At 59.9% G+C, this 18,864-nt stretch carries 16 protein-coding genes and 1 pseudogene; 9 read left to right on the top strand and 8 right to left on the bottom strand.

Annotated elements, in window-relative coordinates:
* Window positions 1–1,073: 1,073 nt before the first annotated feature.
* Window positions 1,074–1,697 (top strand): glutathione S-transferase N-terminal domain-containing protein, encoded by a 624-nt coding sequence (locus tag AB4N41_RS25545; RefSeq protein ID WP_252876605.1) that lies wholly within the window; start codon window positions 1,074–1,076, stop codon window positions 1,695–1,697.
* 99 nt (window positions 1,698–1,796) lie between these two features.
* On the opposite strand, the gene AB4N41_RS25540 is transcribed toward AB4N41_RS25545, so the two are convergent.
* A complete protein-coding gene (locus AB4N41_RS25540) occupies window positions 1,797–2,237 on the bottom strand; it encodes a CBS domain-containing protein (RefSeq protein WP_041477195.1) in 441 nt (146 codons plus the stop codon).
* Window positions 2,238–2,259: 22 nt separating this feature from the next.
* Between AB4N41_RS25540 and AB4N41_RS25535 the strand changes: the two genes are divergently transcribed.
* The gene (locus AB4N41_RS25535; protein ID WP_252876604.1) at window positions 2,260–2,535 is read left to right on the top strand and encodes a hypothetical protein; all 276 of its coding nucleotides are present in this window, start codon (window positions 2,260–2,262) and stop codon (window positions 2,533–2,535) included.
* 61 nt (window positions 2,536–2,596) lie between these two features.
* Window positions 2,597–4,957 (top strand): DNA polymerase II, encoded by a 2,361-nt coding sequence (locus AB4N41_RS25530; protein ID WP_252876603.1) that lies wholly within the window; start codon window positions 2,597–2,599, stop codon window positions 4,955–4,957.
* Here AB4N41_RS25530 and AB4N41_RS25525 read toward each other — a convergent pair.
* From AB4N41_RS25525 to AB4N41_RS25515, 3 genes and pseudogenes are all read right to left on the bottom strand, one after another.
* Window positions 4,922–5,392 (bottom strand): DUF1810 domain-containing protein, encoded by a 471-nt coding sequence (locus AB4N41_RS25525; protein ID WP_460138190.1) that lies wholly within the window; start codon window positions 5,390–5,392, stop codon window positions 4,922–4,924. The genes AB4N41_RS25530 and AB4N41_RS25525 overlap by 36 nt on opposite strands.
* A gap of 24 nt (window positions 5,393–5,416) precedes the next feature.
* Window positions 5,417–6,238, bottom strand: a pseudogene (locus AB4N41_RS25520) (aldo/keto reductase).
* A gap of 265 nt (window positions 6,239–6,503) precedes the next feature.
* Window positions 6,504–7,652 carry an aldose epimerase family protein gene (locus AB4N41_RS25515; protein ID WP_252876601.1) on the bottom strand — a complete coding sequence of 383 codons (1,149 nt, stop codon included), beginning with the start codon at window positions 7,650–7,652 and terminating at the stop codon, window positions 6,504–6,506.
* 345 nt (window positions 7,653–7,997) lie between these two features.
* On the opposite strand from AB4N41_RS25515, the gene AB4N41_RS25510 reads away from it, so the two are divergent.
* The 3 genes from AB4N41_RS25510 to AB4N41_RS25500 all read left to right on the top strand — a co-directional run bounded on the left by AB4N41_RS25510 (window position 7,998) and on the right by AB4N41_RS25500 (window position 10,518).
* Window positions 7,998–8,747, top strand: a complete 750-nt coding sequence (locus AB4N41_RS25510; RefSeq protein WP_016775367.1) for a hypothetical protein — start codon at window positions 7,998–8,000, stop codon at window positions 8,745–8,747.
* A 235-nt stretch (window positions 8,748–8,982) separates the two neighbouring features.
* Window positions 8,983–9,768, top strand: coding sequence for a sulfite exporter TauE/SafE family protein (locus AB4N41_RS25505; protein ID WP_041477188.1), 786 nt, complete (start codon window positions 8,983–8,985; stop codon window positions 9,766–9,768).
* Between the two features lie 186 nt (window positions 9,769–9,954).
* Window positions 9,955–10,518 carry a DUF4174 domain-containing protein gene (locus AB4N41_RS25500; protein WP_016775365.1) on the top strand — a complete coding sequence of 188 codons (564 nt, stop codon included), beginning with the start codon at window positions 9,955–9,957 and terminating at the stop codon, window positions 10,516–10,518.
* Between the two features lie 282 nt (window positions 10,519–10,800).
* On the opposite strand, the gene ampC is transcribed toward AB4N41_RS25500, so the two are convergent.
* The gene (gene ampC, locus AB4N41_RS25495; protein ID WP_460138188.1) at window positions 10,801–11,967 is read right to left on the bottom strand and encodes a class C beta-lactamase; all 1,167 of its coding nucleotides are present in this window, start codon (window positions 11,965–11,967) and stop codon (window positions 10,801–10,803) included.
* A 160-nt stretch (window positions 11,968–12,127) separates the two neighbouring features.
* Here ampC and AB4N41_RS25490 point away from each other — a divergent pair, with 160 nt between their 5' ends.
* A complete protein-coding gene (locus tag AB4N41_RS25490; RefSeq protein ID WP_252876599.1) occupies window positions 12,128–13,000 on the top strand; it encodes a LysR family transcriptional regulator in 873 nt (290 codons plus the stop codon).
* A gap of 129 nt (window positions 13,001–13,129) precedes the next feature.
* Here AB4N41_RS25490 and gudD read toward each other — a convergent pair whose 3' ends face one another.
* Both gudD and AB4N41_RS25480 read right to left on the bottom strand, forming a co-directional pair.
* A complete protein-coding gene (gene gudD, locus AB4N41_RS25485) occupies window positions 13,130–14,473 on the bottom strand; it encodes a glucarate dehydratase (protein WP_252876598.1) in 1,344 nt (447 codons plus the stop codon).
* A 25-nt stretch (window positions 14,474–14,498) separates the two neighbouring features.
* On the bottom strand, window positions 14,499–15,845 hold the full coding sequence (locus tag AB4N41_RS25480) for an MFS transporter (protein ID WP_024013478.1): 1,347 nt from the start codon (window positions 15,843–15,845) through the stop codon (window positions 14,499–14,501).
* 354 nt (window positions 15,846–16,199) lie between these two features.
* On the opposite strand from AB4N41_RS25480, the gene AB4N41_RS25475 reads away from it, so the two are divergent.
* Window positions 16,200–16,913 carry a FadR/GntR family transcriptional regulator gene (locus AB4N41_RS25475; RefSeq protein ID WP_041477180.1) on the top strand — a complete coding sequence of 238 codons (714 nt, stop codon included), beginning with the start codon at window positions 16,200–16,202 and terminating at the stop codon, window positions 16,911–16,913.
* Between the two features lie 91 nt (window positions 16,914–17,004).
* Complete coding sequence (locus AB4N41_RS25470; RefSeq protein ID WP_252876597.1) at window positions 17,005–17,235, top strand: hypothetical protein; 231 nt, start codon at window positions 17,005–17,007, stop codon at window positions 17,233–17,235.
* Between the two features lie 159 nt (window positions 17,236–17,394).
* On the opposite strand, the gene trhP is transcribed toward AB4N41_RS25470, so the two are convergent.
* On the bottom strand, window positions 17,395–18,723 hold the full coding sequence (gene trhP, locus AB4N41_RS25465) for a prephenate-dependent tRNA uridine(34) hydroxylase TrhP (RefSeq protein ID WP_252867898.1): 1,329 nt from the start codon (window positions 18,721–18,723) through the stop codon (window positions 17,395–17,397).
* Window positions 18,724–18,864 lie beyond the last annotated feature (141 nt).

Genomic DNA, 18,864 nt, shown 5'->3' with positions numbered 1-18,864 from the left:
TAAAGCTCCCTCGGGTCAGATGAAGGGCAATAAGGTGCCGTCCGAACATATGGCTGATGTTCGAGTGAGTGGGTGCAACTTTCTTCAAGGTGTACGCGAGCCGATAGTTGGACTATCTGTACAAACGGCCTCGAACAAACTTAGTGGTTTAGTAGCATCTATATCGATTGTTCATTATCCATTCCGTGGCTTGTTGTTGTGTGGAGACGTGAGCTGTCTCAGGTTTGTTACAGTTTGCAACAGGTGTGCCAGATGTTGCTGAAACCGGTTGAGCGCATATCTTCGGTATTGCTCATGTCGCATTTATATAAGTTTCAAGTTCGCCCGCTGTTTATTCGGCGCGAAGTGGTCCTCAAGTCCTCGCAGAAGGGCTTTTTCCAGAGCGAGTCAGAGGGAACGCTGTATCACGCCGATCGACGGGATAGAGCGGCTGCTCGGTGATCAGGCTTAGCACCTATCGGTGCGTAGCGAATCGATTTGGTGCAGGTCAGTCATTCAGCGGTTCACAGGGCATGTTCCTTATTTTGATTCTGGAGTATTGGTTAACTGCATCACATTCGCGCGTGCGGTTTTGGTGCAACTTCAATGGCGGCAAATCATTGTTCGACAATTTTATTGTTGTGCCTTTTATTAGTTGCCGTATTTAAAAAATAAATAACACTCTGCGCCCGGCGATCGCTTCGATCGCCAGGCACGCAAAGTGTGCATTGGGTTTCAGGTAATAAAGGAGAAGCGCGCCAGGCTGAATAGGTTCGGCTGAACTTTGGGCTGGATTTGCGAGTGAGTCGGGTATGTCGTACGGCGGAGCATTTGAAGATTCACGGAGGAACTCCTTATTGCCAGCTCGGACAGGCGAACTTTTGGTTCGCTGTCGCACCTTACAAGAACGCGGATAGCGTTCGATGAATGCTCTTGGTGCGGGATGGGCACCGCCAGCTCTGATTGGCGAAGGTCGATTTCGCAAGTCGGCAGTGCATGGGAAAAACGTGCCAATCACGACACATTTGCAGAATTTTCTACGTCAGGCCAGCCAGCCATCTACCCTGTGCAAAGGCCTTATCGGGGGAACGGACATGTACCAGCTCTACGGGCACAAGAATTCCGGCGCGGCTGCCATCGAGGCGGCACTGGAGTTGTGCCAGATCGCCTATCGCTTCATTGATACCGAAGCCAGCGCCGAGGCCGACGAAGCGCTGAGCAAACTCAATCCGCTGAAACAGATACCGACCCTGCAACTGCCGGACGGCAGCGCCATGACCGAAAGTGCGGCGATCCTGATTCACCTGGGCCTGACGTTTCCCAAGTCCGGCCTGCTGCCGAGCAAGGCAGCCGATCGCGATCAGGCGATTCGCGGCCTCGCCTATATCGTCAGCAATTGCTACGCAGCGGTCGGCATCATCGATTACCCCGAGCGCTGGTTGATCACGCCTGATGAGAGCGCACGGCAAAACCTGATCGCCGGCACCCGCCAGCGTCTGCACTTCAGTTGGGAGGTGTTTGCCGATCAGTTTTCCGGGGAGCTGTATCTGGATGATGAAACGCCCGGTGCACTGGATGTGCTGGCGGCCGTGGTGAGCCGCTGGGCCGGCAGCCGCGAACACCTGCGCCAGACCCGCCCGGGCTTTTATGCGTGGCTGCAAAGGATCGACCGGCACCCGGTGCTGGCACCGGTGTTTGAGCGGCATTGGCCGGCGTGACAGGCGCGATCGTTCCCACGCAGAGCGTGGGAACGATCATCTCTGACCTGGCGCATTCGCGAGCAGGCTCGCTCCCACAAGGGGATCACGGCGGTGGGCTCAGTCGCCGCGAATGTACTGCTCCAGCTGTTTGATCAGTTCGGCCTGTTCGGCAATCGCCTCTTTCACCAGGTCGCCGATCGACAGCAAACCGATCAGTTGCCCGTCCTCGACCACCGGCAGGTGGCGCAGGCGTTTGTCCGACATGATGCCCAGGCAGGTGTCGACGGTTTGCCGGGTATCCACGGTAATCACGTCCTTGACCATGATGTCGCGCACTGGCGTACCGACCGAAGAGCGCCCGTGCAGCACCAGTTTGCGTGCATAGTCGCGCTCGCTGATGATGCCGACCACTTTGTCGTCTTCGACCACCAGCAAGGCGCCGACGTTTTTCTCGGCCATCTTCATCAGCGCTTCGAGCACCATGTGATCGGGTTTGATCTGGTGCACTTCCTGATTTTTCTGATCTTTGAGCTTCAGCAGTTGGGCGACGGTCTTCATGGCGGTTACTCAGGTGTTGTCGTTGTTCATCAAGCATCGTAGACGCAGCTGCGCAGAGCAAGGTGGCAAAGCGGCAGTTAGCGTGCAAAAAACGCCATTTGCCGGAAAAAACATCTTTGTATCGGTGAATGAAGCGTCTGTGGCTAGGGGATTTATCTGTAACAAGGGGGGATTATCTGTGGCAGAGGATTTATCTGTGGCGATGGGATTTATCTGTGGCGAGGGGATTTATCCCCGCTGGCCTGCGCAGCAGGCCCTTTCATTAAAAGCGGGGCCGCTTCGCGGCCAGCGGGGATAAATCCCCTCGCCACAAATGCTGCGTAGAATGGCGTTCTGATTGAAACGTTGAGGTCGCATTGGTGGATTTACAGCAGGGCTTCGTCCTGACCCGGCATTGGCGCGATACGCCGGCCGGCACCGAAGTCGAGTTCTGGCTGGCAACGGACACCGGGCCGCGCCGCGTGCGTCTGGCGCATCAGCCGTCGGTCGCGTTTATTCCCGCCGCACAACGAGAAGCGGCCGAGCGTCTGCTGCACGATGAAAAGAATGTGGAACTGCGACCATTGGCCTTGCTCGATTTTCAGCATCGTCCGGTGCTCGGTCTGTATTGCCAGCAGCACGGCCAGTTGATGCGCCTCGAAACCGCGCTGAACCGCGCCGGCGTCGACGTCTTTGAAGCCGACGTCCGCCCGCCGGAACGCTATCTGATGGAGCGCTTCATCACCGCGCCGGTGCTGTTCGGCGGCACGCCTGATGCTGACGGCGTGCTGATCAACGCCCAACTGAAACCCGACCCCATTTACCGGCCGAAACTGCGTCTGGTCTCACTCGACATCGAGACCACCGAAAACGGCGAGCTGTACTCCATCGCGCTGGAAGGCTGCGGCGAGCGGCAGGTGTACATGCTCGGCGCGCCGAATGGCGATGCCAGCATTGTCGATTTCGACCTCGAATACTGCGATTCGCGCACGCTCATTCTGAAGAAGCTCAACGACTGGTTCGCCCGCCACGACCCCGACGCGATCATTGGCTGGAACGTCGTGCAGTTCGATTTGCGCATCCTCCATGAACACGCGCGGCGTCTTGGCGTGCCGCTGAAGATCGGTCGTGGCGGCGAAGAAATGCAGTGGCGCGAGCACGGCAGCCGCAATCACTACTTCGCCTCGGCAGCGGGGCGGCTGATCATCGATGGCATCGAGTCGTTGCGTTCGGCGACCTGGAGTTTTCCTTCGTTCAGCCTGGAAAACGTCGCGCAGACCCTGCTCGGCGAAGGCAAGGCGATCAACAACCCATACCAGCGCATGGACGAGATCAACCGCATGTTCGCCGAGGACAAGCCTGCTCTGGCCAAATACAACCTCAAGGACTGCGAACTGGTCACGCGGATCTTCGCCAAGACCGAACTGCTGACGTTCCTGCTTGAGCGCGCCAGCGTTACCGGTTTGCCGGCCGACCGCAGCGGCGGTTCGGTCGCCGCGTTCACCCATTTGTACATGCCGTTGATGCACCGCCAGGGCTTCGTTGCACCCAATCTGGGCACCAATCCACCGCAGGCCAGCCCCGGCGGTTTCGTTATGGATTCACGGCCGGGTCTGTACGAGTCGGTGTTGGTCCTCGATTACAAAAGCCTCTACCCGTCGATCATTCGCACCTTTCTGATCGACCCGGTGGGCTTGATCGAGGGCCTGCAACACCCGGACGACGCTGACTCGGTAGCGGGTTTTCGTGGCGCACGCTTCTCGCGCAGCCGGCATTGTCTGCCGTCCATCGTGGCGCGAGTGGCCGAAGGGCGCGAAACCGCCAAGCGCGAACACAACGCGCCGCTGTCCCAAGCGCTGAAGATCATCATGAACGCCTTCTACGGCGTGCTCGGCTCCAGTGGTTGCCGTTTTTTCGATACCCGGCTGGCCTCGTCGATCACTTTGCGCGGCCACGAAATCATGCTGCGCACCCGCCAGTTGATCGAAGAACAGGGCCACGCGGTCATTTACGGCGACACCGATTCAACCTTCGTCTGGCTGCGCAGTCTGCACGGCCAGGAAGAAGCAGCGCAGATCGGCCATGCGCTGGTCAAGCACGTCAACGATTGGTGGCGCGCCCATGTGTGCGAGGAATACGGGCTGGAAAGCGCGCTGGAATTGCAGTTCGAGATTCACTACAAGCGCTTCCTGATGCCGACGATTCGCGGCGCCGAGGAGGGCAGCAAGAAGCGCTACGCCGGCCTGGTCACCCGCGCCGATGGCAGCGAGGAAATGGTCTACAAGGGCCTGGAAACCGTGCGCACCGACTGGTCGCTGCTGGCCCGGCAATTTCAGCAAGAGCTGTATGAGCGGATTTTCCAGCGCAAGCCGTATCAGGATTACGTGCGCGACTACGTGCGCAAGACGCTCGCTGGCGAGTTCGACGATCGGCTGATCTACCGCAAGCGCCTGCGCCGCACCCTCGACGATTATGAACGCAACGTGCCGCCGCACGTCCGCGCGGCGCGGCTGGCCGACGAATACAACGCCGAGCATGGCCGGCCACGGCAATATCAGAACGGCGGCTGGATCAGCTACGTCATCACCCTGGCCGGCCCGGAGCCGCTGGAGGTACGCCGCGCCGCCATCGACTACGACCACTACATCACTCGGCAGCTGCAACCGGTGGCGGATGCGATTCTGCCGTTTGTCGACGACGACTTCTCAACCCTGATCGGTGGACAACTGGGCCTGTTTTGAGTCGAGCAATTGCAGCGTCCATTCATCGAGAATGCCGTGGAAGTAGCGCTCCAGTGCCTGATGGAACAGGCTGTCCTCGGCGCTGAACTGGGCGAACAAAGTCATCGAAGAATGAAATTTCAGGTCATCGGGATGGCCGAAAATGTCTGCAATCGAGCGCTGCGGCACATTCAGCACCAGTTGCGTGCAAGTGCGCAGCCGCGCCCCGAGCAGCTCCTGGGCCAGATACGCCTGGGCTTCCTCGGCTGAACCAATGGCAAAGCGCCGGGCCATCTCGCTGCCGCCCAACCCGGCGAATTGCGGGAAGACGAACCACATCCAGTGGCTGCGCTTGCGGCCAGTTTCAAGTTCACGCTGGACCCGGTCGAACACCGGGTCCTGTGCCTGGACAAAACGTTGCAGGTTGTACGGGTCGTGCAGATCTGTGCTTCTCATCGCGAAGCCCTCACAGTCGGCAGCTCAGACCATGGCCAGTCGCTGCTTGCGTTGTGGCGCCGGAAACACCTTGTCCAGCGCCGCCAGATCCCCGGCGTCCAGTTGCAACTGCGCCGCCTCGGCATTGAGTTGCACATGCTCCGGGCGCACAGCCTTGGGAATCGCAATCACGCCGTCCTGACGCAGGAGCCACGCCAGCGAAACCTGCGCTGGAGTGGCGTTGTGACGGCTGGCAATGTCTTGCAGAACCGGCTCGGCGAGCATCGCGCCGCCCTGGCCGATCGGGCAGTAAGCCATCAACGGCAGGCGCTGATGCTGGCACCACGGGAGCAGATCGAATTCGATGCCGCGCTCCTCAAGGTTTTACAGCACCTGATTGGTGGCGCAGGCCGAGCTGGAGAGTTCTTCGAGGTCGTCGACATCGAAATTCGACACGCCCCAACGGCCGATCTTGCCGTCCTCGCGCAGGCGTTCGAAGGCTTCGACGGTTTCCTCCAGCGGATACTGACCGCGCCAGTGCAGCAGATACAGATCGATGTAGTCGGTACCGAGCCGACGCAAACTGCGCTCGCAGGCTTGCGGGATGCCCTCGCGGCTGGCGTTGTGCGGGTAGACCTTGCTGACCAGAAAGACTTGATCGCGCAGACCGGCGATGGCTTCGCCGACCACCGTTTCGGCACCGCCCTCGGCGTACATTTCGGCGGTGTCGATCAGGGTCATGCCGAGCTCGATGCCCGTGCGCAGCGCCGCCACTTCACGGCTGTGCGCCGAACGATCCTCGCCCATGCGCCAAGTGCCCTGACCAATCACGGGAACCTGTACGCCGGCCAATTCAAGAGTACGCATTCAAACCTCCTGCCTTAAAGAGTCGATATCTTTAGTGGGCAGCAGGATAGAGCAAGGGTTCCCGGAAGGAAGGAGGAGTCAAGGATGAAACCGGTCAATCGTGGCGAGGGGATTTTGTGGCGAGGGGATTTATCCCCGCTGGGCTGCGAAGCAGCCCCAAAAACCTGCAATAGAACGCTGTCTGATACAGCGCGTGTTGCAGGATCAGGGCTGCTTCGCATCCCAACGGGGATGAATCCCCTCGCCACAGGGGGAGCATGGCAGGTTACTTGGTGGAGAACTTCAGGATCACGCTGTGGGCGTAAGTCTGCCCCGGATCAAGCCGCGTGCTCGGGAAGTCCGGCTGGTTCGGCGAATCCGGGTAGTGCTGGGTCTCGAGGGTGAACGCGCCCCAGTGTGGATAGACCTTGCCGCCCTTGCCCTTGACCGTGCCGTCGAGGAAGTTGCTGGTGTAGAACTGCACGCCCGGCTCGCTGGTGAACAGTTGCAGGACCCTTCCGGATTGCGGGTCGCTGACTTCGGTGGCGAGCTTGCTGACATCGCCCTTGCTGTCCAGCGCCCAGTTGAAATCGAAGCCGCCCTGTTTCGGCTCGGCGAATTTCAGCTGCGGATGATCAGCCTTGATGTGCGTGCCGATTGCCGTCGGTTTGCTGAAGTCCATCGGCGTGCCGGCGACAGCCGCCAGCTCCCCGGTCGGGATCAGTTTGGCGGTGACCGGCGTGTAATGGCTGGAGTTGATCATGGCGACTTGCTTGAGAATATCGCCATTACCGGCGCCGGCCAGGTTGAAGTAGCTATGGTTGGTCAGGTTGAGCACGGTCGGCTTGTCGGTGCTGGCCTTGTAGTCGATGCGCAGCTCGTTGTTGTCGGTCAGGCGATAGGTGACTTCGGTGGTCAGATTGCCTGGGAAGCCCATCTCGCCGTCGGCCGAGAGGTAGGTCAGGGTTACGCCAACCGAATCCTTGTCCTTGGTTTCTTTGGCCTTCCAGACTTTCTTGTCGAAACCTTCAGGGCCGCCGTGCAGGGCGTTGGATTTGTCGTTCTGCGGCACTTGATAACGCTTGCCGTCGAGTTCGAAAGCACCTTCGGCCAGGCGATTGCCGAAGCGGCCGATGGTCGCGCCGAAGTACGCGGTGCCTTTCTGATAGCCCTGCACATCGTCAAAACCCAACACGACGTCGTCGAACTTGCCGTGCTTGTCGGCGACTTTCAGCGCTTGCAGGGTTGCGCCGTAGGTTATGACGGTGGCCTGCATGCCGTGGCTGTTGCGCAGGATGTACTGTTCGACGGGCGTGCCGTCATTGGTTTTGCCGAAGGCTTTGTGTTCGGCGGTCAGGCCCGCCGCGTTGGCGGAAAGGGTAGCGATCATCAGGGACAGTCCGAGGCCGGAGAGCAGGTGACGGGATTGAAGCATGGTTGACCTTCCTTTTTGTTGTTGTTTTCGTATTGACCGTAGGAGCTGCCGAAGGCTGCGATCTTTTGATCTTCATCTTGATCTTGATTTTTAGAAGCAAGATCAAAAGATCGCAGCCTTCGGCAGCTCCTACATGTCACTAGTCATGCTATTTGAGTCGAGAGAGAAGATTTATAGCGGATTTACCGTTTTTGGCAAATATAAAGTCCGACTAATTGACATGGCGAAAAGCGCCGAAGGTCGGCTTCACCGCCGGAGCACTGCACTTTTTCGCAATCGGCGGCTCTATGCATGGCCAGGATGCGGTGACTCCCGCCGCACAGGAATGTGCCTGTCCGAGATTTCATGCCGAGTGTTTTTGCCCTGATCACCGCCGCTCACCGCCGCCCGTGCCTGCTGCTGGCCTGTCTGTTGTCGCTGTTGCTCAGCGGCTGCAGTCACCAGAACGGCAATGGATTTTTCAATCAGATACGTGAAGGGCAGCCGCAGGAATTTCTGCAGACCAGCGTCGACCGCATGGCCACCCTGGCGATGCGCGACAACCTCGACAGCCTCTATCGATTGATGGGCAAGCTCTACCTGCGCAACCCGGAAGAACTGCGCAAATCCGGTTTCCTCACCGTCAACGCCGCCGTGAAACAGGTGCGTCTCGCTGTCGAGCAACAGCAGCCGTTGCCCGTGCTGGGCGGGCGCAAGGACCTGGCGGCGCTGAGCTATGCGATGAGTCCGGAATTCCTCGGCGACCGCGTCGGCGCCTTCATCTATGCGATCGGCAGCATGCTGGTTACCGCTCACGGCAATCGCACCGAGTTCTACATGACCGACGCGATCAACCCGACTTTCGTGCACAACGCCGCGCGTAACATCGAAAAAGCCATGTGGATTCTGTCGCAACGACAAAACAAGGAAGGCCAGCCGTTGCTGTTCTCCAACGAAATCTCGGAGGAGGGCAGCAACCTCAGCTTCGCCACCGAATTCAGCAAAATCGTCGCGCGCCTCGACCTGCTCACGCAGATGCTCGATGAGCGCTATCGCAGGATCGGACTGAATTACGCGCAGAGCCTGCTGTTTCTGAATTTCCTGCCGGTGCAGTGAGCACGGCAGGTTTTCTGTAGCGCAAAGATCCACTGTGGGAGCGAGCCTGCTCGCGAAAGCGTTGCATCATTCAACTCATCGGTCGGCTGACACCCCCTTCGCGAGCAGGCTCGCTCCCACAGGGAACTGCAGCAAATTCGATATGGCATAACCATAGACCGCATCGATATATGTGGTTATAAGAAAAATCGCTATGCTGCGGGCCAGATTTTCCTGTCGTTTTCTGGACGTTTGAATGGAATTGGCAAATTTCGGCCTGGTGATTGCCGGGCTGGTGGTGGGGTTTATCGTCGGCATGACCGGTGTCGGCGGCGGTTCGTTGATGACGCCGATCCTGCTGTGGTTCGGCATCAACCCGGCGACGGCGGTGGGTACGGACCTGTTGTACGCCGCGATCACCAAATCCAGCGGCGTCCTCGTTCACAAGAAAAACAAGAACATCGACTGGGCCATCACCGGCTGGCTGACCCTCGGCAGCGTGCCAGCCGTGGCCATGACCCTGTGGTTCCTCAGCACCCTGCACACCGCGCCGGACGCGATGAACGCCATTATCAAACAGGCGCTCGGCTTCGTCCTCTTCGCCACCGCCCTGGCGATTTTCTTCAAGAAACGCTTGCTCGAATTTGCCCACAAACGCGCCGGCGGCAACTACAACCCGAGCGGTTCGCGGCTTAACGTGATGACGGTGATCACCGGTCTGATCCTTGGCACCATGGTCGCCCTGACCTCGATCGGCGCCGGCGCACTCGGCACCGTCGCCTTGTTCATCCTCTACCCGCTACTGCCAACCCGGCGCCTGGTCGGCACCGAAATCGCCCACGCCGTACCCCTGACCCTCGTCGCCGGCCTCGGCCACGCAAGCATGGGCAACATGGATTGGGGCGTGCTGGGCTTCCTGCTGATGGGCTCGCTGCCAGGCATCTGGCTCGGCAGCCACCTGACCGGTCGCATCTCCGACGAAGTCCTGCGCCCGTGCCTGGCGACGATGCTGGTGTTGATTGGTTACAAGTTGGCGTTCTGATTCAGCCTGGAAAAAACACTTCCTGTGCAGCGGCCGTAGGGAGGTGCCGATGATCGCTTACGTCATGTTGCGCAAAGTTCTCCCTGACCTAAGCTTCTGACAGGGCAATGCCTTTTTGCCAGACGCCGCCGGAACAATCGCCACGATGCGCAATCAGTAGTGCGTGGATATCAAAAGGAGATGCGCATGCTCATCAGGTCCCTGACCCTGACCCTCTTGCTGGCAATCGCCGGCCCCCTGTTCGCCGCTGACAGCGATTCACCCCTGGCCGGGGACGTGGGCCGCGCCCGCCCGCTGATCGTGATTGCGCAAAGCACCGTCGACCCGGTCTGGCTGAGCCTGAAAAAGTCACTGGAAGACCCGGCCAACAAAAAGGGCGTCACCGACCGCAACATCAAGGTCTACACCATCCTCAGCATGTCCGGCCAGCTCGACGGCAAGGACATGGGCCAGCAGGACACCATGGCCCTGCTGCGTTCGCTGAAGCTCGGCGCGGGGGCTTATCCAAAAGTGTTCCTGGTTGGCAAGGACGGCGAAACCAAGCTCTCCGCCTCGGGTGATGAAGCCAAGGCATTGAGCCTGGCGAAAATCTTCGAAACCATCGACGCCATGCCCATGGCCGAAAAAGAAGCCGCCGCTGCGGCCGCCGCCGCACAAACGCCTGCCGCCACCGAGCCGGAACCGGCCAAAGGCGCTAAGGGCAGCAAACCGGCGAAACCGAGCAAACCGCCGCAGATGCCGGATGATTGATTGCGCGTTGCGTGAGTGAAGCAAAATCCCTGTGGGAGCTGGTAGACCAGCTCCCACATTTTTTTGTGAAGTGCACAGTTCAAATGTGGGAGCGAGCCTGCTCGCGATAGCGGTTTTTCAGGCGCTGAAAGGTGACTGATCGAGCGCATTCGCGAGCAGGCTCGCTCCCACAAGTCATCTTCTGATCGAAAGTTGTTGCAGCCTGCGACACCTCCAACGTTAACCGAGTGAAAACTTGATCCTGTAGGAGCCGCAGAAGGCTCGGGCTGCGATCTTCTGCTCTTAATCCGCCAACGCCGCGAAAACCGTGTGCGCAATCTTCACCCGTTCGGCATTCGGGTAATTCTTGTTGGCAAGAATCACAATGCCCATGTCCCGCGACGGCACGAACGCCACATACGCGCCAAAGCCCCGCGTAGATCCGCTTTTGTTGAACAGCACATTGGCCGGTTCAGCTTGCGGTGGGGTCAGCCACTCGACTTTGTGAGGTTCCATGGCCATGGGGGTCGAGTTGCCGTTTTGCAGTTTTTCCAGGCTGATCGGGTAGGCGTAGCGTTCCCAGCCCAGGCCTTGGGTGATGTCGCCGACGCGGTAATAACCGACGTGGGTGTTGGCGATGGCTTGGTGCAGATCAGGCGCAAGGCTGGCCGGTTTCAGTTGTGCCTGGACGTAACGCAGCAGGTCGGCGGCGCTGGTTTTGATGCCGTAGGCCTCGGCGTCAAGGGCGCCGGGGCTGACGCGCACGGGTTGGTCGGCGCTGTCGTAGCCTTGGGCGTAAAGCTTCGACTGCGCTGGCGGCACGCTGAGGAAGGTGTGCTGCAAACCGAGTTTCGGCAGCAGGGATTGGGTCATTGCCTGCTCGAACGGCTGACCGAGGCTTTTCGCCGTCAGGTAGCCGAACAGGCCCAGGCTCGGGTTGGAATACAGGCGATGGCTGCCGACGGGAAATTGCGGTTTCCACTGCTGGTAATAGCCGAGCATCTTGTCGGAAGAATCCGCCTCGGCAGGAAATTGCAACGGCAGACCGCCAGCACTGTAGGTGCCCAGTTGCAGCACGCTGATGTTGTCGAAGGCGCTGCCCTTGAGCTCCGGCCAGAGCTGGCTGGCCTTGCTCGACAGGTCAAGTTTGCCGGTGGCCTGGGCGTAACCGGCGAGGGTGGCGGTGAAGGTTTTGCTCACCGAGCCGACTTCGAACAGGGTGTTTTCGCTGACCTTTTGCCCGGTGTCTTTGGCAGCGACTCCGTAATTAAAGTAATGCGCCTGGCCATTCAGCGTGATCGCCACGGTCAGCCCGGGGATGTTGTTTTGTTGCATCACTGGGGTGACGGCTTGGCTGACCAGTGCCTGCAATTGCCCATCGGTCGGCGTCGCGGCATGGCAGGTAACGCTGCCGAAGAACAGTGCGAAAGCGCTGTGGGAAAAGACCTTGCTCGGGTTGAAGGAACACATGAGTGAATCACTCTCCATGAGTGTCGTTTGTTGTATCCCGCTACACTGCGGGTGATTTTTTCATCGGGCGGCTGATCAGCGCGGTTAATTTAGGCACTTTGCCGACCTTCGACAAACGATGAAAACTCGCACGAACCCTTAGAAAAATTTGGGACAACCCATGATTCGACCGCAACTGCCGCTCAACGCTCTGCGCGCGTTTGAAGCTTCGGCACGCCACCTGAGCTTCACCCGCGCCGCCGTCGAACTGTGCGTAACGCAGGCAGCGGTCAGCCATCAGGTCAAAAGCCTGGAAGCGCAGCTCAACCTGACCCTGTTCAAACGCCTGCCCCGTGGGCTGATGCTGACCAGTGAAGGCGAAACCTTGCTGCCGGTGCTCAGCACCTCATTCGACCACATTGCGCAGATGCTCGAGCGTCTGGCTGGTGGGCAGTATCGCGACATGTTGACGGTCGGCGCGGTGGGCACGTTTGCCGTGGGATGGCTGTTGCCGAGGCTGGCGGACTTTCGGGCGAAATATCCGCTGATCGATTTACGCCTGTCGACCCACAACAACCGGGTCGATGTGGCGGCGGAAGGGCTGGATTACGCGATTCGGTTCGGCGCTGGCGCCTGGCACGGCATCGAGGCGACACGCTTGCTCGATGCGCCGTTGTCGGTGTTATGCGTGCCGGAGATTGCCCGGCAACTGCAGGCGCCGGCGGACTTGTTGCAGCAGACCTTGCTGCGTTCCTATCGCACTGATGAATGGCCGCAGTGGTTTCAGGCGGCGGGCCTGGCGACCCAGGCTGCGCCACCGCAAAGCATCGTCTTCGACTCTTCACTGGCGATGATGGAAACGGCGTTGCAGGGCGGCGGCGTGGCGTTGGCACCACCGCTGATGTTCGCCCGGCAACTGGCGGCTGATGCGATTTGCCAGCCGTTCGCGATCGAGATCACCACCGGCAGTTACTGGCTGACGCGGTTGCAGTCGCGAGCGGAAACGGCGGCGATGAACGCGTTCAAGGCGTGGTTACTGCAAGTTTCTGCCTGACACAACCCCCCCCCTTGTGGGAGCGAGCCTGCTCGCGAAAGCGGTGCATCAGCGACAGCACTATCGACTGACCTGACGCCTTCGCGAGCAGGCTCGCTCCCACAATTGAAATCAGCGGCGCCTGCTGGATCACCGCACCAGACACGGCCGTTTGTTATCGAATTTCCACCCCGGAATCAGGAACTGCATCGCCACGCTGTCATCCCGCGCGCCGAGGCCCATGCCTTTGTACAGTTCGTGGGCCTTGGCCACTTGATCCAGATCCAGCTCCACGCCCAGTCCCGGTTTCTGCGGCACTTGCACGCAGCCGTCGACAATTTGCAGCGGTGCCTTGGTCAGGCGCTGGCCGTCCTGCCAGATCCAATGGGTGTCGATGGCCGTGATCTCGCCCGGTGCCGCAGCGGCGACGTGGGTAAACATCGCCAGAGAGATATCGAAGTGGTTGTTGGAATGCGAACCCCAGGTCAGGCCCCATTCGTGGCACATCTGCGCGACGCGTACCGAACCCTGCATGGTCCAGAAGTGCGGGTCGGCCAGCGGGATGTCCACTGACTGCAACTGAATCGCGTGACCCATTTCGCGCCAGTCGGTGGCGATCATGTTGGTCGCGGTTTTCAGCCCGGTGGCGCGGCGGAATTCAGCCATGACTTCGCGACCGGAATAACCGTTTTCCGCACCGCACGGGTCTTCGGCGTAGGCGAGTACGTGATGCTGATCGCGGCATAGACGAATCGCCTCTTTCAATGACCATGCACCGTTCGGATCGAGGGTGATCCGCGCGTCGGGGAAACGCTCGGCCAGTGCCGTGACCGCTTCGATTTCGGCATCGCCGCTGAGCACGCCGCCCTTGAGTTTGAAATCCTTGAAGCCGTATTTGGCATGCGCCGCCTCCGCCAGACGCACGACCGCTTCGGCGGTCATGGCTTTCTCGTGGCGCACGCGGAACCAGTCGTTGTCGGCGTCCGGTTCGCTGCGGTAGGCGAGATCGGTTTCGTGCTGATCGCCAACGTAAAACAGATAACCGAGCATTTTCACTTCGTCGCGTTGCTGACCTTCACCGAGCAGTGCCGCCACCGGCACGTCCAGATGTTGGCCGAGCAGGTCGAGGAGGGCGGCTTCCAGGCCGGTGACCGCGTGAATGGTGATGCGCAGGTCGAACGTCTGCAGACCACGGCCGCCGGCATCGCGGTCGGCGAAGGTCTGGCGCACTTGGTTGAGGATCTTCTGGTAGGTGCCGATCGGGCTGCCGACCACCAGATTGCGCGCGTCTTCCAGTGTCTGGCGAATGCGCTCGCCACCGGGCACTTCGCCGACGCCGGTATGGCCGGCGTTGTCCTTGAGGATGACGATGTTGCGGGTGAAAAACGGCCCGTGGGCGCCGCTCAGGTTGAGCAGCATGCCGTCGTGACCGGCCACCGGAATCACTTGCATGTCGGTGATGATCGGAGCTTTGGCGGTGTCGTGAACAGTCATTATTGTTTTCCTTGTCGAGACGAAGTCAGGCGTGTTTCGGCGCGGCGTCGGCCACGGCTTTTTCAGCAGCGGGTTTGGGCGTGGTGCGCGCAGCGAAGACGATGATTGCGGCGATGATCGAGGTCGCGGCCAGACCATAGAGGCCGCCCTGAATCGAGCCGGTGTGTTGCTCCAGCAGGCCAAAAGTGGTCGGTGCGACGAAGCCGCCGAGGTTGCCCACCGAGTTGATCAGCGCGATTACTGCCGCCGCAATGCGTGCATCCAGATAAGCCTGGGGAATCGGCCAGAACAGCGACGAGGCGGATTTGAAACCCAGCGCCGCAAAGCAGATCGCGACGAAGGCAAAGATCGGCCCGCCAGTGGTGGACATGAACATCCCCGCTGCTGCGATCAACAGGGCGGTGGCGACCCAAGCTTGTTGATGTTTCCACTTCGCCGACAGCGAGGCGAAGGCGTACATGCCGACGATCGACAGCAACCATGGAATCGAGTTGAACAGGCCGACCTGCACGTCGCTGAGTTCGCCCATCTTCTTGATGATGCTCGGCAGCCAGAAAGTCGCCGCATAAATGGTCAACTGAATGAAGAAGTAGATCAGGCAGAACAGAATGATCTGCCGGTCCTTGAGCAGTTTGCCCAGCGACGGCCGGATCGGCGTCGCGGCTTCGCGGGCCTTTTGCTCGTCGTCGATGGCGCTGACCAACGCATCCTGTTCGGCGCGGCTCAGCCATTTCGCGTCGTGGGGTTTGGCGTCCAGCCAGAACCAGACAAACACGCACAGGCACACCGAGAACATCCCCTCGATGAAGTACATCCATTGCCAGCCGTGCATGCCCAGCCCGTTGATCTGCAGGAGCAGACCGGACAGCGGGCCGGAGATCAGCGAGGCCACGGCAGAGCCGCTGAGGAAAATCGCGATCGCCTTGCCGCGCTCGACGCCGGGCAGCCAACGGGTGAAGTAATAAATCACCCCGGGAAAGAATCCGGCCTCGGCGACACCGAGCAGGAAACGCAGAATATAGAAGTGGGTTTCGTTCTGGATGAACGCCATGCAGGCCGCGACTATGCCCCAGGTGAACATGATGCGGGTCAGCCAGATCCGCGCGCCGACTTTTTGCAGAAGCATGTTGGACGGCACTTCGAACAGCGCGTAGCCGATGAAGAACAGCCCGGCGCCGAAGCCATAGGCGGCAGCACCAATGCCCAGATCGGTTTCCATGTGGGTGCGGACGAAGCCGATGTTCACCCGGTCAATGTAATTGACGATGAACATGATCACGAAGAGCGGCAGGACGTGGCGTTTGACTTTGGAGATGGCTGAGGCGAGCGTCGGGTCGACGCTGTCCTGCATCCCGGAGATGGAGGTTTTCACTGATGTTTCTCCCACTGATTATTTTTATGCGGGTAGGACTGGGTGCTGCGTTGTTGCTAGACATCATACAACTGTAATTTTTTGTCCTACAAGTGGGGAGGGCGATCAAATTCTTCTGATTGTTCGTTTTTTTATGCGAAAACCGGATTCTAGCTCGTATTCATTGAAAATTTCGCCAGTCGAGCGCAGCGCCTTTTTGAGATATGAATGGTGATGCGTGATGGCTGGCTATCGAAAATATTCGACGTAATTGAGTGTTGTCATACAAGTTGATGTCCCATCGACCGCTAAAATCCATCTCAACCGTCATCCCGCAGTGCTACGATCGGCAAGCCCCGATCACCGGAACCGACCATGCAAGAAGACCTCGACGCGCCCGCGCGCAAACGCACGCACAACCTTGCTCATGACCTGGTGGAAAAGCTCACCCAGAGCATCCTGCTCGGACAACTGTCGCCCGGTGACAAGCTGCCTTCGGAGAACTCCATCGTTCAGGAGCACGGCGTCAGCCGCACGGTGGTGCGCGAGGCGATTTCCAAGTTGCAGGCCTCGGGGCTGGTGGAGACGCGCCATGGCATCGGTACTTTCGTCATCGAGCGCGCAGCGGAGCAGGGCCTGCGCCTGAATGTCGACACGGCGCTCGGTGTGCGCAGCATTCTTGAGCTGCGCATGGGCCTGGAAACGCAAGCGGCCGCACTGGCGGCGCAGCGGCGCAGTGAGCAGCAGTTGCAGCAGATGCGTCAGGCGCTGGATGACTATCAACGGCTGCTGGCCAACAATGACAGCTGCGTGGAAGCCGATCGGCGTTTTCATCTGCTGATCGCCGAGGCCACCGGCAACGCTTGTTTCAGCGAGATCATGCAGCACCTGGGCAGTGCGATGATCCCGCGCAATCGCCTGAATGCCGCCGAGCGCGGCGCGGCGGATCTGAGCAAGCTCGGCCACTTGGCCAATCTGGAACACGAGGCGATTCTGAATGCGATCAAGCGCCAGGACGCCGATGCCGCCCGCGCTGCGATGTGGCTGCACCTGACCAACAGTCGCGATCGCTTTATCGCCCAAGGCTGATGCCGCTGGTCTGATCTACCGCACGCCCTCAGCATCCGCGCTTCCAAGTAATAAGCCCCGGATAATCCGGGCCAGTATTGTGAGGTGCAGCATGGCTGATGACTCGCTTGTTCCCGGTGGCAAGGCGCCCACCGGGCAGACCCGCCCCGTATCCGGCACTGACGAGCCGACCCTGAGCGATCACGACGCACCGCCGGGCATGGATCCGGGCCGCGACCCATTGAGCGATGCCGACCGGCCGGATGACTGGAAGGATCCGCCGGATGACGACAATGTACCGCCGGCGGACGAGCCGACGCCGTTGTCGGATGATTTGCGCTGAGGTCTGGATTATTCATTGAGTGGGCCGGCCTCTTCGCGAGCAGGCTCGCTCTCACAGTGGATGACACAAACTCCCTGTGGGAGCGAGCCTGCTCGCGAAGACGGCATCGGCTTCGCAGCAAATTACGGCCATGCTGCGAGTGCCAGACAAGATCGCCAGTCAACCAACACGCAAATCCCGCATCAACAACCCAAAGCGCAAATCCACCGCATCCGGAATCGGCACGTACACCGTATGCCCGTCCCCCGGCGCCACCTCGATCGCTTGGCCGCTGACACTCTGCAATTCATGCAGATCAAAATGGAAATTGCCCTTGGGCGTCATCAGTTCCAGATGATCGCCCACGGCAAAACGATTCTTCACTTTCACTTCGGCCAGGCGATCCCGGCGCTCGCCGGTCAGCTCGCCAACGAACTGCTGACGCTCCGACACCGAACTGCCGTGTTGATAATTCTGATATTCGTCGTGCACATGTCGGCGCAGAAAACCTTCGGTGTAGCCGCGCTGGGCCAGCGATTCCAGATCCAGCATCAGGCTGCGATCGAACTCGCGCCCGGCCACGGCATCATCGATCGCCCGGCGATATACCTGGGTGGTGCGTGCGCAGTAGAAATGCGATTTGGTCCGGCCTTCGATTTTCAAGGAGTGCACGCCCATGCGCGTCAGCCGCTCGACATGCTGCACCGCGCGCAGATCCTTGGCGTTCATGATGTAGGTGCCGTGTTCGTCTTCGAACGCCGGCATCAATTCGTCGGGGCGATTGGCTTCCTGGAGCAGGAAGACTTGATCGGTCGGTGCGCCGAGACCCAGCGTCGGCTCGGGTTCAAAGGTCTGGACGATCTCGCCGAGCTGGTTTTCCGTCGCTTCTTGCGCCGTGTACTTCCAGCGGCAGGCGTTGGTGCAGGTGCCCTGATTGGCATCGCGCTTGTTCATGTAACCGGAAAGCAGGCAGCGCCCGGAATAGGCCATGCACAGCGCGCCGTGCACGAACACTTCCAGCTCCATGCCCGGCACCTGCTCGCGGATTTCACCGATTTCTTCGAGGGACAGTTCGCGCGACAGAATGATCCGGCTCAGCCCCTGTTGCTGCCAGAACTCGACGCTCGCCCAATTCACCGTGTTGGCCTGCACCGACAGGTGAATCGGCATCTGCGGAAAATGCCGGCGCACCAGCATGATCAGGCCGGGGTCGGACATGATCAGCGCATCCGGGGCCATCTCGATCACCGGCGCCAGATCCTTGAGAAACGTCTTCAGCTTGGCGTTGTGCGGGGCGATGTTGACCACGACGTAGAAGCGCTTGCCCTGCGCCTGCGCCTCACGGATGCCCAGCGCCAGGTTGGCATGATCGAACTCGTTGTTGCGCACCCGCAGGCTGTAGCGCGGCTGGCCAGCGTAGACCGCATCGGCGCCGTAGGCGAAGGCGTAGCGCATGTTTTTCAGGGTGCCGGCGGGGGCGAGAAGCTCGGGGGCGATGAGAGTCTGCATTTGGATGTCGGTCGCAAAAGCCGCGCAGGGTAGGGCAGCTGTTGCGAGGGTTCATTGATCTGGATCTATGCTCCATGAATAAACATGGCACTCGCGCGCTCGGCGGCTGACTAAGTGGGGCGGGCGTGCGTGACGCCTGAC

The sequence above is a fragment of the Pseudomonas sp. S2_A10 genome (assembly GCF_054668465.1).
The sequence above is the reverse complement of the archived record's forward strand: the minus strand, read 5'-3'. Positions and strand labels throughout refer to the sequence as shown.

Bases quoted from the DNA above. Each gene is read 5' to 3' on its own strand.
- AB4N41_RS25500 (WP_016775365.1), top strand. From the start codon at position 9,955: ATGCTCATCAGGTCCCTGACCCTGACCCTCTTGCTGGCAATCGCCGGC.
- AB4N41_RS25490 (WP_252876599.1), top strand. From the start codon at position 12,128: ATGATTCGACCGCAACTGCCGCTCAACGCTCTGCGCGCGTTTGAAGCT.
- AB4N41_RS25470 (WP_252876597.1), top strand. From the start codon at position 17,005: ATGGCTGATGACTCGCTTGTTCCCGGTGGCAAGGCGCCCACCGGGCAG.
- AB4N41_RS25540 (WP_041477195.1), bottom strand. From the start codon at position 2,237: ATGAAGACCGTCGCCCAACTGCTGAAGCTCAAAGATCAGAAAAATCAG.
- AB4N41_RS25525 (WP_460138190.1), bottom strand. From the start codon at position 5,392: ATGAGAAGCACAGATCTGCACGACCCGTACAACCTGCAACGTTTTGTC.
- ampC (WP_460138188.1), bottom strand. From the start codon at position 11,967: ATGTGTTCCTTCAACCCGAGCAAGGTCTTTTCCCACAGCGCTTTCGCA.
- AB4N41_RS25515 (WP_252876601.1), bottom strand. From the start codon at position 7,652: ATGCTTCAATCCCGTCACCTGCTCTCCGGCCTCGGACTGTCCCTGATG.
- AB4N41_RS25475 (WP_041477180.1), top strand. From the start codon at position 16,200: ATGCAAGAAGACCTCGACGCGCCCGCGCGCAAACGCACGCACAACCTT.
- gudD (WP_252876598.1), bottom strand. From the start codon at position 14,473: ATGACTGTTCACGACACCGCCAAAGCTCCGATCATCACCGACATGCAA.
- AB4N41_RS25545 (WP_252876605.1), top strand. From the start codon at position 1,074: ATGTACCAGCTCTACGGGCACAAGAATTCCGGCGCGGCTGCCATCGAG.
- trhP (WP_252867898.1), bottom strand. From the start codon at position 18,723: ATGCAGACTCTCATCGCCCCCGAGCTTCTCGCCCCCGCCGGCACCCTG.
- AB4N41_RS25510 (WP_016775367.1), top strand. From the start codon at position 7,998: ATGCCGAGTGTTTTTGCCCTGATCACCGCCGCTCACCGCCGCCCGTGC.
- AB4N41_RS25505 (WP_041477188.1), top strand. From the start codon at position 8,983: ATGGAATTGGCAAATTTCGGCCTGGTGATTGCCGGGCTGGTGGTGGGG.